19 protein-coding genes are annotated in these 16,203 nt (G+C 69.1%); 10 read left to right on the plus strand and 9 right to left on the minus strand.

The window, feature by feature from the left end:
• Positions 1–3: 3 nt before the first annotated feature.
• Positions 4–249 (plus strand): hypothetical protein, encoded by a 246-nt coding sequence (locus AC1DY5_RS03445; protein WP_478108517.1) that lies wholly within the window; start codon positions 4–6, stop codon positions 247–249.
• On the opposite strand, the gene fnr is transcribed toward AC1DY5_RS03445, so the two are convergent.
• Positions 230–946, minus strand: a complete 717-nt coding sequence (gene fnr / locus AC1DY5_RS03450; RefSeq protein WP_478108520.1) for a fumarate/nitrate reduction transcriptional regulator Fnr — start codon at positions 944–946, stop codon at positions 230–232. The two genes, AC1DY5_RS03445 and fnr, sit on opposite strands and share 20 nt — an antisense overlap.
• Positions 947–1,070: 124 nt before the next feature.
• Between fnr and hemN the strand changes: the two genes are divergently transcribed.
• Both hemN and AC1DY5_RS03460 read left to right on the plus strand, forming a co-directional pair.
• A complete protein-coding gene (gene hemN, locus AC1DY5_RS03455) occupies positions 1,071–2,486 on the plus strand; it encodes an oxygen-independent coproporphyrinogen III oxidase (RefSeq protein WP_478108523.1) in 1,416 nt (471 codons plus the stop codon).
• A gap of 3 nt (positions 2,487–2,489) precedes the next feature.
• Positions 2,490–3,203, plus strand: a complete 714-nt coding sequence (locus AC1DY5_RS03460) for a sulfite exporter TauE/SafE family protein (RefSeq protein WP_478108527.1) — start codon at positions 2,490–2,492, stop codon at positions 3,201–3,203.
• Positions 3,204–3,225: 22 nt separating this feature from the next.
• Here AC1DY5_RS03460 and AC1DY5_RS03465 read toward each other — a convergent pair whose 3' ends face one another.
• The gene (locus AC1DY5_RS03465) at positions 3,226–5,904 is read right to left on the minus strand and encodes a bifunctional acetate--CoA ligase family protein/GNAT family N-acetyltransferase (protein WP_478108529.1); all 2,679 of its coding nucleotides are present in this window, start codon (positions 5,902–5,904) and stop codon (positions 3,226–3,228) included.
• 161 nt (positions 5,905–6,065) lie between these two features.
• On the opposite strand from AC1DY5_RS03465, the gene AC1DY5_RS03470 reads away from it, so the two are divergent.
• From AC1DY5_RS03470 to AC1DY5_RS03485, 4 genes are all read left to right on the plus strand, one after another.
• A complete protein-coding gene (locus tag AC1DY5_RS03470; RefSeq protein WP_478108532.1) occupies positions 6,066–6,686 on the plus strand; it encodes a hemerythrin domain-containing protein in 621 nt (206 codons plus the stop codon).
• Positions 6,687–6,753: 67 nt separating this feature from the next.
• Complete coding sequence (locus tag AC1DY5_RS03475) at positions 6,754–7,197, plus strand: universal stress protein (protein WP_478108534.1); 444 nt, start codon at positions 6,754–6,756, stop codon at positions 7,195–7,197.
• Positions 7,198–7,203: 6 nt separating this feature from the next.
• Positions 7,204–8,451, plus strand: a complete 1,248-nt coding sequence (locus AC1DY5_RS03480) for an NAD(P)H-dependent flavin oxidoreductase (RefSeq protein WP_478108536.1) — start codon at positions 7,204–7,206, stop codon at positions 8,449–8,451.
• Between the two features lie 109 nt (positions 8,452–8,560).
• Entirely contained in the window at positions 8,561–8,803 is a 243-nt protein-coding gene (locus AC1DY5_RS03485; protein WP_478108539.1) for a hypothetical protein, read from the plus strand.
• A gap of 151 nt (positions 8,804–8,954) precedes the next feature.
• On the opposite strand, the gene AC1DY5_RS03490 is transcribed toward AC1DY5_RS03485, so the two are convergent.
• The 4 genes from AC1DY5_RS03490 to minC form a co-directional block, all read right to left on the minus strand.
• Entirely contained in the window at positions 8,955–9,398 is a 444-nt protein-coding gene (locus AC1DY5_RS03490; RefSeq protein ID WP_478108541.1) for a bacteriohemerythrin, read from the minus strand.
• A gap of 94 nt (positions 9,399–9,492) precedes the next feature.
• Positions 9,493–9,765 (minus strand): cell division topological specificity factor MinE, encoded by a 273-nt coding sequence (minE, locus tag AC1DY5_RS03495; RefSeq protein ID WP_478108543.1) that lies wholly within the window; start codon positions 9,763–9,765, stop codon positions 9,493–9,495.
• Between the two features lie 2 nt (positions 9,766–9,767).
• On the minus strand, positions 9,768–10,580 hold the full coding sequence (minD, locus tag AC1DY5_RS03500; RefSeq protein ID WP_478108544.1) for a septum site-determining protein MinD: 813 nt from the start codon (positions 10,578–10,580) through the stop codon (positions 9,768–9,770).
• A gap of 64 nt (positions 10,581–10,644) precedes the next feature.
• Entirely contained in the window at positions 10,645–11,406 is a 762-nt protein-coding gene (gene minC / locus AC1DY5_RS03505; RefSeq protein WP_478108546.1) for a septum site-determining protein MinC, read from the minus strand.
• Positions 11,407–11,701: 295 nt separating this feature from the next.
• On the opposite strand from minC, the gene AC1DY5_RS03510 reads away from it, so the two are divergent.
• A complete protein-coding gene (locus AC1DY5_RS03510) occupies positions 11,702–12,100 on the plus strand; it encodes a hypothetical protein (RefSeq protein ID WP_478108549.1) in 399 nt (132 codons plus the stop codon).
• Between the two features lie 27 nt (positions 12,101–12,127).
• Here the strand turns inward: AC1DY5_RS03510 and AC1DY5_RS03515 are convergent, their stop codons facing one another.
• Complete coding sequence (locus AC1DY5_RS03515) at positions 12,128–13,492, minus strand: solute carrier family 23 protein (RefSeq protein ID WP_478108551.1); 1,365 nt, start codon at positions 13,490–13,492, stop codon at positions 12,128–12,130.
• 53 nt (positions 13,493–13,545) lie between these two features.
• Positions 13,546–13,977 carry a hotdog fold thioesterase gene (locus AC1DY5_RS03520; protein WP_478108554.1) on the minus strand — a complete coding sequence of 144 codons (432 nt, stop codon included), beginning with the start codon at positions 13,975–13,977 and terminating at the stop codon, positions 13,546–13,548.
• A 116-nt stretch (positions 13,978–14,093) separates the two neighbouring features.
• Here AC1DY5_RS03520 and AC1DY5_RS03525 point away from each other — a divergent pair, with 116 nt between their 5' ends.
• Together AC1DY5_RS03525 and AC1DY5_RS03530 are read left to right on the plus strand one after the other, a co-directional pair.
• Positions 14,094–15,404, plus strand: coding sequence for a translocation/assembly module TamB domain-containing protein (locus AC1DY5_RS03525; RefSeq protein WP_478108556.1), 1,311 nt, complete (start codon positions 14,094–14,096; stop codon positions 15,402–15,404).
• An 88-nt stretch (positions 15,405–15,492) separates the two neighbouring features.
• A complete protein-coding gene (locus AC1DY5_RS03530; RefSeq protein ID WP_478108559.1) occupies positions 15,493–15,885 on the plus strand; it encodes a hypothetical protein in 393 nt (130 codons plus the stop codon).
• Here the strand turns inward: AC1DY5_RS03530 and AC1DY5_RS03535 are convergent.
• A partial coding sequence (locus AC1DY5_RS03535) for a methyl-accepting chemotaxis protein (protein ID WP_478108562.1) occupies positions 15,882–16,203 on the minus strand: 322 nt, incomplete at its 5' end. The two genes, AC1DY5_RS03530 and AC1DY5_RS03535, sit on opposite strands and share 4 nt — an antisense overlap.

Here is a 16,203-nt window from a genome sequence, read left to right on the forward strand (position 1 = left end):
GCCATGCAGGCGCAGCGCTGGATGTGGATTCTCTGGCCGGCCTTCCTGCTGGCTTGCGCACTCGAGGTGCTGGTGTTCGCGCTGGTCGACCCGGGCGACCTGCACTGGCGCGGCGAGGCGCTCGGGGCCTCGCGGCAGGCCGTCTACACGGTCGGGTTCTTCACCTTCTGGCTGCTGGCCATGGGGTCGGGCGCGCTGACGCTGATGTTGACCCGCTCGGCGCGCGAAATCAACTACCCGGCGGATTGACGATGTGCCGGAGCGCCTCGGGGTCGAGGATGCGCACATTGCGCTGCTCGACCTCGACGATGCCGTCGGCCGCGAATCTCGACAGTGTCCGGCTGACGGTCTCGAGCTTGAGCCCGAGATAGCTGCCGATCTCTTCGCGGGTCATGCGCAGCACCAGCTCGGAGCGCGAGAAGCCGCGCGCATGCAGCCGCTGCACCAGGTTCAGCAGGAAGGCCGCCAGCCGCTCCTCGGCCCGCATGCTGCCGAGCAGCAGCATCACGCCGTGCTCGCGGACGATCTCGCGGCTCATGATCTGGTGCACGTGGCGCTGCAGCGCCGTGACTTCGCGCGACAGCTCCTCGATGCGGTCGAAGGGCATCACGCAGACCTCGGAATCCTCCAGCGCCACGGCGTCGCAGGTGTGCTGGTCGTTGACGATGCCGTCGAGCCCGATGATCTCGCCCGCCATCTGGAAACCCGTGACCTGGTCGCGCCCGTCCTCGCTGGTGACCCGGGTCTTGAAGACGCCGGTGCGGATCGCATAGAGCGAGGTGAAGGGCTCGCCGTTGCGGAACAGGGTCTCGCGCCGCTTGACCTTGCGCCGCGTGGCGACGATATCGTCGATGCGCTGCAGTTCGCCGGGCGCCAGGCCCACCGGCATGCAGAGTTCGCGCAGATTGCAGTTGGAACAGGCGACCTTGATATTTTCTGGTTTCATTGATGCAGTCGAGGTCATGGGGGGATTGTCCGATGGGCAGTGGGCCGGATGCTTGACCCAGGTCAATGATTGCGGGTCGCGACAGCGGCATAGTGACACACCAAAGCCCTTGCCGTCGCCCGCGATGCTCCTTGCCTCCGCTCCCGTTCTTACGCCGTCCCTCCCGGCGCCCACGCCGGCCGTGCTGAATCAATTCGACGTCCCGGGGCCGCGCTACACCTCCTATCCGACCGCGGACCGCTTTGTCGACGCCTTCACGGCCGAGGACTATGCGCAGTCGCTCGAGCAGCGCGGTGGGGCTGGTGCCAGCGCCCGGGCGCTGTCGCTCTACGTGCACATCCCGTTCTGCGAGTCGCTCTGCTACTACTGCGCTTGCAACAAGATCGTGACCAAGCACAAGAGCAAGGGCGGCGAGTACCTGGACTACCTGGCCCGCGAGATCTCGCTGCAGGTCGAGAAGCTCGGCCGCGGTGCGGTCGTGCGCCAACTCCACCTCGGCGGCGGCACGCCCACCTTCCTCGACGATGCCTCCCTGCGGCAGCTCATGGCCATGCTGCGCGACGCCTTCACGCTGACGCCCGACGGCGAACATTCGATCGAGATCGACCCGCGCACCGTCGACCGCGAGCGCCTCGTGACGCTGGCCGCGCTGGGCTTCAACCGGCTCAGCTTCGGGGTCCAGGACTTCGACCCCGACGTCCAGAAGGCGGTGCACCGGATCCAACCCGCCGAGCAGGTGTTCGACCTGATGGCCACCGCCCGAGGACTGGGATTCGATTCGGTCAACGTCGACCTGATCTACGGATTGCCGCGCCAGAGCGCCGCCTCCTTCGACCGCACGCTGGCGCAGGTCTGCGCCCTGCGGCCCGATCGCATTGCGCTCTACGCCTACGCCCACCTGCCCGAGCGCTTCAAGGCCCAGCGCCGCATCGCCACCGAGACCCTGCCCGACGCGGCGACCAAGGTCGAGATGCTGTCGCGCTCGATCGCCGCGCTGACCGCGGCCGGCTATGTCTACATCGGCATGGACCATTTCGCACTGCCCGACGATGCCCTGGCTGTGGCCAAGCGGCAGGGCCGGCTGCACCGCAACTTCCAGGGCTACAGCACACAGCCGGATTGCGACCTGGTGGCCCTGGGCGTATCGGCGATCGGCCGTATCGGCGCCACCTACAGCCAGAACGCCAAGACGCTCGAGGAGTACTACGACCTGCTCGACCAGGGCCGGCTGCCGGTGGTGCGCGGCCTGGCGCTGACGCGCGACGACGTGCTGCGGCGCGCGGTGATCATGGCGATCATGTGCCAGGGTCGGGTCGACTTCGAAACCGTCGGCGCGGCGCACCTGGTCGAATTCGCGCAGCTCTTCGCCGCCGAGCTGCAGGCGCTCGAGCCGCTCGAGGCACAGGGACTGGTGCTGGTCAGCGACCGCCACATCGAGGTCACGCCGCTGGGCTGGTTCTTCGTGYGTGCGATCGCCATGGTGTTCGACCGCTACCTGCAGGCCGACCGCAACCGGACGCGCTTCTCGCGCATCGTCTGAGCCATGCAGGCAGCGCTGCTCGCCGCCGCGCTCGTGATGGGGCTGGTCGGCGGGCCGCACTGCGTCGCGATGTGCGGCGCCGCCTGCGCGGGAGTGATCCGCATGGTGCGTGCACCGGTCGGCGGCGGCGTCGCCGTGCTGGAGCCCCCGGCCCGTTCGCTGCCGGCGAGGATGCTGTTTCACGCCGGGCGCATGGCGAGCTATGCGGCTGCCGGGGCGGTGGCCGCCGCCACGGTGCAGGGCCTGGCGCTGGCGGGCGGGCAGCTGAGCGCGCTGCGACCGGCCTGGATGCTGCTGCATGTTTTCGTGCTCGCCTGGGGCCTGCTGCTCGCCGCCTCGGGCCGGCAACCGGCGTGGGCGCATCGCTTCGGACGCTGGGCCGCGGCGCGGCTGCGGCCCATGACCCGCAGCCCCTTCGGCGTGCTGGCGGCCGGGGCACTGTGGGTCGCGATGCCCTGCGGTCTCCTTTACTCGGCGCTGATGCTGGCGGCCCTGAGCAACAGCGTGCTCGAGGGCGCGGCGGTCATGGCGTTGTTCGCGGCGGGCAGTGCCGTGTCGCTGCTGCTGGCGCCGTGGCTGTTCGAGCGGGTGCGCTCGGGGGGCGGCCGGATGTCGCAGCAGTGGGGCACGCGACTGGCGGGCGTGTTGCTCGCCGCGGTCGCGCTGCAGGCGCTACGAATGGATCTCGCGCAGCAGATCGAGATCTGGTGCCGCTGAGCTGCGCCTTCTTCGCGAGGCCTCAGGCCTCGGCTGCTTGCTGGTCCAGATTCATGGCCACGTGGAACACGGCGGACGATTCTTCCTCGCTGCGCGCGCGCACGAAGCCCAGGGCGCGCGACAGCTTCAGCATCCGGGTGTTCTCGCGCAGGATCAGCCCGACCAGGCGCCGGGTGCCGCGGCTGCGCGCATGCGCGATCAGCTGTTCGAACAGCAGCCTGCCGAGTCCGCCGCCCTTGAGATCGGAGCGCACGACGAGCGCGAACTCGGCCTCCACGTTGTCGGGATCGCAGATGGTGCGGGCCACGCCGAGCGTCTCCGGCAGGCCGTCGTCGCCGATGGCTTCGGCGATGAAGGCCATCTCGCGGTCGTAGTCGATCTGGGTCAAGCGGGCGAGTTCGCTGCGCGGCAGTTCGCTGCGGGCCTGGAACAAGCGCATGCGGATGTCCTCCGGATCGAGCTTTCCCAGGAAGCGCAGATGCTGCACCTCGTCCTCCGGCCGGATAGGCCTGAGGACCAGGGTGCGGCCGTTCCATTCGAGCGTGCGGACCCATTGCGTGGGATAGGGCCGGATCGCGAACCGGGCGGCACCGGCGACCGGCCCGGACGCCACCCGCAGCCGGGCATCGAGCGCAAGCGCGCCGTGCTCGTCGACCCACAGCGGATTGATGTCGAGCTCGGCCAGTTGCGGCAGGTCCGCCAGCATTTGCGACACCGCGATCAGCACATCGTGCAAGGCGTCGAGGTCGGCCGGCGGGTGGTCGCGATAGCCGGCCAGCAGCCGCGACATGCGGGTGCGGGAGACCAGCTCGCGCGCCAGGCTGCGGTTGAGTGGCGGCAGGGCGACGGCGACGTCGGCCGTCACTTCCACCGCAATGCCGCCGCCGCCGCAGAGGACGACGGGGCCGAAGACCTCGTCGATGCTGGCGCCGACGATCACCTCCTGCGCATGCGGCCGGTGCACCATGGGCTGCACCGTGAAGCCGTCGATGTGGGCACCGGGCTGCGAGCTTTCGACCGCCTGCCGCATCTCGATCGCGGCGCGTTCGAGCGCGGCCGCGTCGCGCAGGTCCAGCCTGACGCCGCCGACGTCCGTCTTGTGCGCGACGTCGCGCGAGACGATCTTGAGCACCACCGGATAGCCAAGTTCGCGGGCGGCCTCCCGCAGGCCCTCGCCCGAGGCTGGGACGACCTGGGTACGCACCACCGGCACGCCATAGGCCTGCAGCACCGCCTTGGCCTCGTGCTCGCCGAGCCATTCGCGGCCGTCGGCGGCCGCGGCCTCCAGCAGCCGCTTCGCCGCCGGCACGTCGGGCGCCGGGTTCTCGCTCGCGCTGGGCGCTTCCATCAGGAGGGCCTGGTTGCGGCGGTAGGTCTGCAGCATCCCGAAGGCCCGGACGGCGTCCTCGGGCGTCGGGTAGTCGGGAACGCCGGCGGCATCGAACAGCCGGCGCGCCGGGTCCATGCCGGCATCGCCGAGCCAGCAGCCCATCAGGCGCGGGTTGCCGCTGCGCAGCAGCGGGGCGCAGGCGCGCGCGACATCCTCGCCGTGCAGCGCCGCGGTCGGGGCGTGGATGAACAGCAGCGCGCCGGTCGACGGCTCCGCCAGCAGGGCCGACAGGGTGGCTGCGTAGCGCTCCGCCGGGGCGTCGCCGAGGATGTCGATCGGATTGGCGAGGCATGCGTTGGGCGGCAGGATCGCGGCAAGCTGTTCGAGCAGTGCGGCGCCGGGCTCGGCCAGCCGGATGCCGGCACGGGCCGCGGCGTCCGCCGCCATCACGCCGGCGCCGCCGCCGTTGCCCAGGATGGTCAGCGATTCGCTCTGATTGCCGCGGAAGCGGGCCAGCGTCGCTGCCGCCATGAACAGCTCCTGCAGCGTGTCCACGCGCAGCATGCCGGCGCGCCGGATGGCCGCGTCGTGAACGATGTCCGAACCGGCCAGGGTGCCGGTGTGCGACGCTGCGGCGCGCAGGCCCTGGCCCGCGCGGCCGGCCTTGACGACGATCACCGGCTTGTTGCGCGCCGCGGCGCGCGCCGCCGACATGAACTTGCGCGGCGATTCGATCGATTCGATGTAGAGCAGGATGGCGCGGGTGCGGCCGTCGCTCGCGAGCCGGTCGAGCAGGTCGCCGACGTCGACGTCGCAGTTCTCGCCCAGCGCCACCAGGTGCGACAGGCCGACCCCCCGGCTCCTTGCCCAGTCCAGCATGGCGCTCGCCAGCGCGCCGGACTGCGAGACGAATGCCAGTTCGCCGGGCAAGGCGTCGGCCGGAGAAAGACTGGCATTCAGGCCGATGCGCGGACTCAGCATGCCGATGCTGCTCGGCCCCAGCAGGCGCATGAGGTGCGGCCTCGCCGCGTCGAGCGCGGCCTGCTTCTGCTTGGCGCTCAATCCGGTGCTGAGGATCACCGCGGCCCGGGTGCCGAGGGCCCCGAGTTCGGCCACCAGGCGCGCCACCGTCCGCGCCGGCGTGCAGATCAGGGCCAGGTCCGGCGGCGAGGGCAGATCGGCCGCATGCGCGAACACCGGCTCGTCGCCGAGCCGCGCATGCTTCGGATTGACCGGGTAGGCCGGGCCCGCGAAGCCGCCGGCGCGCAGGTTGCGCCAGACCGTGGTGCCGATGGCGCCGGGTCGGTTCGAGGCGCCGAAGACGGCGATGGATCGAGGTGTCAACAGTCGGTCGAGGTGGCGGATGCTCATGGTGTGCCTCGGCGGGAACAGCAGCCACGCATCATGCACTTGACCGCGGCCCGGACGGCGCTGATGTCGCGGCAAGGCGGGCCGAACGCAGCGTTTCTTGATCTGCAGCAAGGCGGCAAGGCCGGCGGCGTGAAAAGCTGCGTCATCCAACGGAGACACGCATGACACACGCCACCACCCGCATCATCCGGGACGAGCACGCGGCCCTCTCGGCCATGCTGCGGTCCATCCTGCTGCTGCTCGATGCCCATCGAAGACAGCAGAGCGCGCCCGACTTCTCCGCCTTGCGGGCGATGCTGTTCTACGTCGACCAGTTTCCCGAGCAGCGGCATCACCGCCACGAGACCGAGCTGCTGTTCCCCAAGCTGCGCGCCCGCACGCCCCTGTCGCGCGACCTGCTGGACCACCTGGACCAGGACCACGCGCGCGGCGAGCGCAACATCCGGGAGGTCGAGCATGCCTTGCTGGTCTACGAGATGCTCGGCGAGGCCCACCGCGAGCCCTTCGAGAGCGCGGTCGCCCGCTATACCGACTTCTACCTGGCCCACATGGCGCTGGAGGAGAAGGAGATCCTGCCGCTGGCCGAGCGCGTGCTGACCGAGGACGATTGGCGCGATCTGGATGCCGCCTTCGGCGCCCACCGCGATCCGTTCACCGGCCACGAGCCGGAGGACGAGTACCGCGCGCTCTTCACCCGCATCGTCAACGCCGTGCCGACGCCGATCGGCCTGGGCCCCTCGCTGGAGCCCGGCAAGCCGAGCCGGCAAGCGAAGCAAGCTTGATCCCTGTCAATTCGCCCGGCGCCGGCCTGACCGAGACTGGAGGCCTTCCACCCTGGAGACCTCCATCATGTTCAAGAAAATCCTGGTTGCGACCGACGGTTCCCTCCTGTCCGACAAGGCTGTCGAGAGCGCCATCGAGCTGGCGCGGCAGCACGGCGCCGAGCTGGTCGCGTTCACTGTGGCCCGCCGGCCGCCCCACAGCTACATGGAAGGCACGTCGCTCCAGCAGACGACCGACAGCGAGAACATCGACAAGATGCGGCTCGAGAAGGCGCAGGCCATGGTGGCTGCGATCAGCGAGCGGGCGAGCGCCGGCGGCGTTTCCTGCCATCCGCTGGTGGCCCATTCGAACCAGATCGCCGAATCGATCATCGCCGCCGCCGAAAAGCACGCCAGCGACCTCATCGTGATGGCTTCGCATGGCCGCAAGGGCCTCGGGCGCCTGCTGATCGGCAGCGAGACCCAGCATGTGCTGACCCATTCCACCCTGCCGGTGCTGGTGCTTCGTTAGGGCTGGATGACGGACGAATCCAACGAAGTCGAAGTCGCTGCCCGGAGCCTGGAGGCGCTCGCCTCGGCCTCGGGCCTTCGAAGCTGGACGCTGGCCGGCCGTGAGTTGCTGCCGGTGGTGCAAGGTGGCATGGGCGTCGGCGTCTCGGCGGGCCGGCTGGCCGGCACGGTGGCCGCCCTGGGGGGCATCGGCACGGTGTCCTCGGTCGACCTCAGGCGGCTGCATCCCGACCTCTGGGCGCAGACCTCGCAGCGGGAGGGCGAGCCCGACGCCGGAGCGCGCATCGACGCCGCCAACCTCGAGGCGCTGGGCCGCGAGATCGCCAAGGCCCGGCAGTTGGCCGGCGGCCGTGGCCTGGTGGCCGTCAACGTCATGAAGGCCCTGACCGCCTACGAGGCCCAAGTGCGGCATGCGATGGCCTGCGGCGCCGATGCGCTGGTGGTCGGCGCCGGCCTGCCGCTGGACCTGCCGGACCTGGCGCGCGAGCATCCCGGCGTCGCCTTGATCCCGATCCTTTCGGATGCGCGCGGCGTGCAGCTGATCGTGCGCAAGTGGGAGAAGAAGGGGCGCCTGCCCGACGCCATCGTGATCGAGCATCCGCGGCGGGCCGGCGGCCACCTCGGTGCCGCCAAGGTGGCTGACCTGAACGACCCGCGTTTCGAGTTCGACGTCGTGCTGCCGCAGGTGCAGGCCTTCTTCAAGTCGGCGGGAATCGAGGGCCGTATTCCCCTCATCGCGGCCGGTGGTGTCGAGAGCCTCGACGACATCCGCCGCCTGCAGTCGCTCGGCGCCTCGGCGGTGCAACTCGGCACGGCCTTCGCGGTGACCGCCGAATGCGATGCCGACCCGGCCTTCAAGCGCGTCTTGGCCGATGCCGGGCCCGAGGACTTGGTCGAGTTCACCAGCGTCGCGGGGCTGCCCGCGCGCGCGGTGCGCACGCCCTGGCTGGACAGGTACCTGCGGCTGGAGCCGCGGCTGATGGCCAAGACCCACGGCGAGACCGAATGCACCATGCGCTTCGATTGCCTGGCGCACTGCGGCTTGCGCGATGGCACGCCGGGTTGGGGCAAGTTCTGCATCGACAAGATGCTGGGCCACGCGCTGGCCGGCCKCACCGGTCAGGGACTGTTCTTCCGCGGCGCGGGCCGGCTGCCCTTCGGCCACCAGATCCGGCCGGTGCAGGACCTGATGCGATGGCTTCTGGGGGGCCTGCTGCCCGCCGCCGAGCCGGACGCGCCTTGCGCGGCGGTCTGACGCCGGCCTTGCGCGGCGCCTGCAACGGCTTGCTGCTCGGGGCGTCGCGACGCTGACCCATGCGCTCTGCGATGCGCGGGCCGCGGGCCTGGACATCGGCGACGCGGGCGTGCTGGCCGGCTACGACCGCAGGCACCGCCGCGATGCCACCGTGATGTGCCGCGGCACCAATGCCGTGGCCAAGCTCTATGCGAGCAACGGCGCGCCGCAGCGGCTGGCGCGGAAGCTGATCCTGCGCGGGGCGCACCACCTGCCGCCGCTGAAGATGGCGATCACCTCGCGGCTGACCGGGCGGGGCGGACTGCGGCTGCCGGAGGCGGCGTTGCCCGGTGACGCGGCAGTGCGCCGCTGACGCCTGGCGGAAATCTCCTTCGCTTCTTTCCGAAACTACGGCGCGCGACGACAGCCGGCTTCAGCCTTCGGGAGGCCGGGCGCCAGGGATAATTTCTCCAGCGCCCGGTACCAGCCACCGGCTCGCGTGAGGCAATCGCCTTCGGGTGCTTTCAAAAGGCCGCGGCCACTTCGCTGCGCGCCGGCTGCGCCGGCCCGTTCGCCGGATCGAAGCGAACACCCCGCAGGTGCAGCGCCAGCGCTGCATCCATCGTCTGCACGTGCTTGTGGTACCAATCCCTGAACTGCCAGGCCATCTGTCGGACCTGCAGCCGCTGCCCTTCGTCGGCCTGCACGATGCCTTCGCGCATCACCTCGAGCACCACTCGGTGCTGGAGCGTGTGGTCCTTGCGCGAGGAGAAGCCGGTGCTCTGCATCCACTGGTCCTCGCACGCGAAGCTCGCGGCGGCGAGGGCCACCACCTGGCGCCAGGCGGCCGGCAGCTCGGCGTCGCCGGCCTCGTCGACGCGCTTCAGCAGGGCCGTGAATTGCTCGTGCGCCTGGTCCATGAAGGGCAAATCGAGCGAAAGTGCGCCGGACCGATCCGAGGCTGGCATGTGATCTCCTCATTGAAAGACACAAGGCTAGCCCTGCCGCGCGGCGGACTCATTGACCTGCGACAAGCATTGGCGCAGGTCGGTCTTCAGGCATTCAGCCGCGGAGCGCGAGCGCGTCGGGGAGCTCGATCTTGACCTCGAGCACTTCGAGGTCGTCCTGCTTCTCGAGGTGGACCTTGATGTCCTCGGCCTTGATCGACACGTACTTCGAGATCACCGCGATCAGCTCGCGCTGCAGTTCGGGCAGGTAGTCGGGCCGCTTGGCGCCCAGGCTGCTGCGCTCGTGCGCCAGGATGATCTGCAGTCGTTCCTTGGCGACGCTCGCCGTCTTCTTCTTCTCGCCCAGCAGAAAGGAAAACAGGGACATGGCTACCTTCCGAAGATTCGTTTGAAGAAGCCCGGCTTCTCGGCATCGACGAAGCGCATCGGCTTGTCCTCGCCGAGGAAGCGTGCCACCACGTCGCTGTAGGCCTGCGCCACGTCGGTGTCCTTGTCGTGGATCGCGGGCACGCCCTGGTTGGAGGCCTGCAGCACCGTCTCGGACTCGGGGATCACGCCGATCAGCTTGATGCGCAGGATGTCCTGGATGTCTTCCAGCGACAGCATCTGGCCGCCGGCCACGCGGTTCGGGTTGTAGCGCGTGATCAGCAGGTGTTCCTTGATCGGGTCGCCGCCTTCCTTGGCGCGCTTGGTCTTGGAGCTCAGCATGCCCAAGATGCGGTCCGAGTCGCGCACCGAGGAGACCTCGGGGTTGGTCACGATCAGCGCCTCGTCGGCGAAGTGCATCGCCATCATGGCGCCGGTCTCGATGCCCGCGGGCGAGTCGCACACGATGTAGTCGAACTCCTGGCTGGCCAGCTCCTTGAGGATCTTCTCGACGCCTTCCTGGGTCAGCGCTTCCTTGTCGCGGGTCTGCGAGGCGGCCAGCACGAACAGGTTGTCGCACTGCTTGTCCTTGATCAGTGCCTGGTGCAGGTTGGCCTCGCCCTGGATCACGTTGATCAGGTCGTACACCACGCGCCGCTCGCAGCCCATGATCAGGTCGAGGTTGCGCAGGCCGATGTCGAAATCGATCACGGCCGTCTTCTTGCCCGCCAATGCCAGTCCCGATGCAAAGCTCGCGCTCGTGGTCGTCTTGCCGACGCCGCCCTTGCCCGAGGTCACCACCACAATTTTGGCCATGCCATTCCTTCTTCGTTCGTTCGTTTCAGTTATTTCGGTCGCCGGGCGCGAGCGCGCCCATCGATCAGAGGATCGGCTCCATGACGATTTTCTTGCCGTCAAGCGAGATCTGGGCCGGCTTGCCTGCGATCTCTGCCGGCAGCGCCACCTCCGAGGTGCGGTAGATGCCCGCGATGGCCACCAGCTGCGCTTCCATGCAGGTGGTGTAGATGCGCGCCGCAGTATCGCCGCGGGCACCGGCGATCGCCTTGCCTCGCAGCGGTGCGTAGACGTGGACGTTGCCGTCAGCGATGACTTCGGCGCCGAAGCTCACCACCGCGGTGACGATCACGTCGCCGCCGCGGGCGTAGACCTGCTGGCCCGAGCGCAGCGGCCTGTCGATCACCAGCGTGCCGTTGGCCGGCACCGGCACTTCGCGCACGATCTGCGGCGCTTCGGCTGCGGCTTCGGTCGGCGGGGCTGCCGGGCGCGGAGACGGCGCCACCGGCATCGCGGTGATCGACAGGCCGGCAGCGCGGGCCGCGGCGTTCTGGGTGTCGCTGCCGCCGCGCACCGCCACCGGCTGGGTCTGGTGGCGCGCCAGCAGGCCGCGCAGGGCGGCGAAGTCAAGCGTGCTGGCGGCCTCGGCGTCGTCTTCCGGCAGCAGCGAGAGGTCAATGACCACCGGCTCCTGCTCGAAGAAGTCGGGCGAGTCCGCCAGTTGGGCGTCGAGCGCTTCCGCCAGCACGTCGAGATCGGCCGTCTTGAGGATGACTGCGATCAGCGGCAGCGTGGCGCTCTTGAATTCGAATACTGCCCTGGTGCGCGCGGCGGATGCATCTGCCATGGAAAAGCTTGGTGCGAAAAGCGTTGGAGTCTAACGGGCACTGGGCTCGGCGTCGCAAAAGCGCGCAGCAAACCGCTCGCCGGACAACATTTCTTGCACCAGGTTGCACTTCGCAAACCCTGCGCACGGCCCGCCCGGTGACTTCCTCTCCACGCTCGCGCGCCCTGGCGTACCAGTTCGTTCAGCCCGCCACTGGGGCCGACTTCGGGAAAGTCCTCACCAGGAAACCGATTTCTTCGCACGAATCGTTTGCTGGCAAGCAAGGAGCGTGCGCCGTCGCGGGCTACCATGGCTCATGGATTCCGCGACCTACCTCGAGGCCGAACTCGATAGCTATTTTTCCTGGCTCAAGCAGTTCGAAGCCAGCATCCCCCAAGAACAAGACGTCGTCTCGCGCTGGTACCGAAGCCCCATTCTTCAGGCCTACATGCGCTACTCGTGGTTCGAGCCGTCGACCCCCGGCGAGCCCGCCCTGTGCCTGGTCAACGTCACCGTTGCCGACGACGTGCGCAGCCAAGGCCACTTTGCGCGCGTCGTCGAGCGCTTCCTCGACGGCAGCGACGGCTTGACGGCCCGGGTCCTCTACCTCGAGAACATTGCCAGCCCCCGGTTCGAGCGTTGGCTTCTTCGGGTCGGGTTCCAGCGCTGCAAGCATGGCGCTGGCGAGTTCTGCGCCTACTACCTGATCCGGTAGCGCGGCCCCGAAATCGTCGGGCCCGCGCTAGGCGCGCGAACGCGAGAGCAGGGCGTACAGCAGGATCGCGCCGAAGGTCGCGGTGCCGATGCCGCCGAGCGCGAACTGGCCGAACTTGAGCGTGAAGTCGCCGGTACCGAGGATCAGCGTGATCGCGGCCACGATCAGGTTCTTGTTCTGCGAGAAGTCGACCTTGTTGTCGACCCAGATCTTGGCGCCCGCGACCGCGATCAGTCCGAACACCACGATGCTCACGCCGCCCATCACTGGCAGTGGAATCGCCTGCACCAGGGCGCCGAACTTGGGGCTGAAGCCGAGCACCAGCGCGATCAGCGAGGCGACCACGAACATCGCGGTCGAGTAGATCTTGGTCGCCGCCATGACGCCGATGTTCTCGGCGTAGGTCGTGACGCCGGTGCCGCCGACCGCGCCGCTGACCATCGTCGCGACGCCGTCGCCGATGAAGGCGCGGCCCAGCAAGGGATTGAGGTCGCGGCCGGTCATCGCGCCGACGGCCTTCAGGTGGCCGAGGTTCTCGGCCACCAGGATGATCGCCACCGGCGCGATCAGCAGCATGGCGTTGACTTCGAACACCGGCTTCGAGAAGGTCGGAAGCCCGAACCAGGCCGCCGCCGCCAGCGGTGCCAGGTCGATCGGCTTGCCGAGGCCCATGCCGTTGGTCAGCAGCGCGTAGATCAGGCTGGCAGCAATCAGGCCCATCAGGATCAGCAGGCGCTGCACCATGCCGCGCGCATAGACCGCGATCAGCCCGACGCAAAGGAAGGTCAGGGCCTGGATCCAGGTGTCGAAGCCGGTCGGCGCCATGTTCTTGATCGGCACGCTCGCCAGGTTGAGCCCGATCACCGCGACCACCGCGCCGGTCACCACCGGCGGCATCAGGCGCTCGATCCAGTGCACGGCGACGTCCTGCTCGACCTCTTCCACCTCGAGGCCCTCGAGCCCCTTGACGGGCGCTGCCTTGGTGTGGCGCTCGTTGGTCAGCGCCACCAGCACGCCGATCAGCGTGTAGACCGCGCCGCAGACGATAATGCCGCCGAGCGCGACGCCGAGATTGGCGTTCGGTCCGCTGCCCGAATAGCCGCTGGCCGCGATCACCACGCCGATGAAGGCGAAGCTCGATCCCAGGTAGCTCGGCACCCGCCCGCCGGTGATGAAGAAGAACAGCAGGGTGCCGATGCCGCTCATGAGGATCGCGATGTTGGGATTGAACCCCATCAGGATTGGCGCCAGCACCGTGGCGCCGAACATCGCGATCACGTGTTGCACGCCCATCGCGGCGGTCTGGGGCCAAGGCAGTCGCTCGTCGGGTGCGACGACGGCGCCCGCCGTGGCGCTCACCTTGCGCCAGCGGGGCAGGTAGGAATCGCTCATGGTCTTCTTCTCCTCGGTTGTTGTTCTTTGGCCGGCGCGCGCGCCGGTGGCGCTCAGGCGGCGGCCTGTGGGGCCAAGACCGCCATCGTGATGCGCGAGACGCAGCTCAGGTCGCCGGCGTCGTTGGTCATGTCGATCTGCCAGACCTGGGTGGTGCGACCGCGGTGCACCGGACGCGCCGTGCCGGTGACCCAGCCCGAGGTGACGGCGCGGATGTGGTTGGCGTTGATGTCCAGCCCGACCGCCCGTTGGCCCTCGGGCGCAGAGTAATAGGCGCCGCAGGAGCCCAGGGTCTCCGCCAGCACCACAGAGACCCCGCCGTGCAGGATGCCGTAGGGCTGCACGGTGCGCCGGTCGACCGGCACGCGTGCCCGGATGGTGTCGTCGCCGACTTCCAGGAATTCGACGCCCAGCAGCGACACCACCGTGTTCGCGTGACTCAGGGTCAGGGCTTCGATCGAGATCTCTTTCTTCCAGATGCGCATGGGATGGCTCCGTGTCGGTATTGTCAAAACTATAGCGACAGGCGGAGCGGGCCGGGCTGGCGTAAACGCGCCCGTGGCTGACAGCGTGCGCGGCCTGCGTGGTGGAAGCTCTGGTCATGACCCGCCCCCTGCGATGGATCGCCGGCCTCGTTGCCGCGGCAGTGCTCCTGCTAGGCGGCGCCGTGCTGCTGCTCGCCGTGCTGCTGCCCAACGATGGCGAACTCGCGGCCGAAGTCGGCGCCCGCTTCCAGAAGGCCTCCGGCATCGGGCTCAAGGTCGGCTCGGCGCACTGGTCGTTTCGGCCTTCGCCGGTGGTGGTGCTGGGCGAGTTGGCCACCGACCAGGCGGCGCCGATCTCGGTGCGACGGGTCGTGATCCAGCCCCGGCTGACGGCCCTGTGGCGGCGCAGTATCGCGGTCGAGTCGCTCGAGATCGAGGGTGCGGTCCTGCCGCGAGCCTCGGTGCGTGCCTTTCGCGGGCGCTGGAATGCCGATGCCGCCGGCGCGACCGGCGTGGTGCTCGGCGTTGCCTTGGCCTTGTCCGAGCGGCCGCTGGAGCGCCTGCGCCTGCGCGACGTGGTCTGGATCGATCGGCGGGAGATCGCGTTGGCTTACGACGCCGACGTGCGCTTCGACGATGGCTGGCGCCCGCGCGAAGCCGAGCTCCAGCGCTCCGGGCTGACGCCGCCGGCCAGGCTGAGGCTCGAGCGCGAGGGCGACGAGGATCGCTGGCGCACCTCGATCGATGTCGGCGGCGGCACGTGGAACGGCCGCACCGAGCTGCATGCGCTGGACGCAGCAGGCCGGCTGCGTCTGACGGCCGAACTCGAGCCCCGCGAGGTCGACGTCACCGCGCTGGCGCGCAGCTTCGGCCGCCGCGCTCCGGTCGTCGGCAAGCTGAATGGGCAAACCACGGTCGATGCCGAAGGCGCCGACCTCGGCGAACTGCTGCGGCGGCTGCACACGCGCACCCGTTTCTCGATCGCGCCCGCGACCTTGTCCGGATTCGACCTGGCCCGGGCGGTGAGCAGCGCCGGCGTCAGCCGGGGCGGCCGCACGGTCCTCGACAGCCTCAGCGGCACGCTAGACACCCAGGCCAGCGAGGAGGGCGTGGTCCTTCGCTACAGCGCCGTCAAGGCGCGTTCCGGCGTGCTGAGCGCAAGCGGCAGCGCCACGGTCCTTAATCGCCGACTCGATGGCGAGGCCGCGGTCGACCTGGTCGACGGCATGGTCGGCGTCCCGCTCAAGCTCGGCGGTACGCTCGACGCCCCCGAGCTGTCGTTGACCGGCGGCGCCCTGACTGGCGCCGCCGTGGGCTCGGCCGTGCTGCCGGGCGTCGGCACGGCCCTTGGTGCCCGCATCGGGCAGCAGGTGGAGCGGCTGTTCGGCGACGGCGCCCGGAAGAAGCCGGTGCCCAAGGCGCCTTGAAGGGGCTCGGCAACGGCGAAAATCGCGCCGGCGCGATGCCCGCGTGCGTCGTCAGTTCTCAGTTGCCGCTCGTCCCGAGGTCCATCCCATGCAGTTCAGCAATTCGGTCTTCACGGAAGTGACCTTCTGGCTCATGGTGGCGATCTCGGTGGTGCTGCCCTTCGGAATCTACGCGGTGATGATCGCCAAGCAGGCGATCTCGCGCTGGACTGTGCTGATGCTCGGCTTCACGCTGGTCGCGATTGCGGCCGTGAACGTCTACTTCCTGCAGCGGCTGGCCACGCTGGCGGCGATTACGCCGTCCCTGGCCGACGACGTGCTCTTCGTGTCGGAGCTGCGGGTGGCGCTCTACCTGCTGCCGGCCTTGTTCGCCGGCATCGGCATCAACCTGATCTCGCATGTGCTCACCACCCACCTGACCGCCGCGGAAAAGCGATTCAGCGAGGCGCATTCGGAGGCCGGCGACGACGAAGAGGTCTAGAGATGCCGATCAGGTGGCCGCGCCCCTTCGAGCCTGAAGGCACTCACGACCTGCGACAGGTTGCCAGCCTGTTCCTGCAGCGACTGTGCAGCCGCCGAGGCTTGCTCCACCAGCGCCGCGTTCTGCTGCGTCACCTGGTCCATCTGCGTGATCGCCTGGTTGATCTGCTCGATCCCCGAGGTCTGCTCCTGGCTGGCCGCCGTGATCTCGCCCATGATGTCGGTCACGCGCTTGACGCTGTCGACGATCTCCTCCATCGTCCGGCCTGCCTCGGCCACCTGCTTGCTGCCTTCCTCGACCTTCTCCACCGAATCACTG

The organism is Variovorax sp. P4_D9, assembly GCF_056401695.1.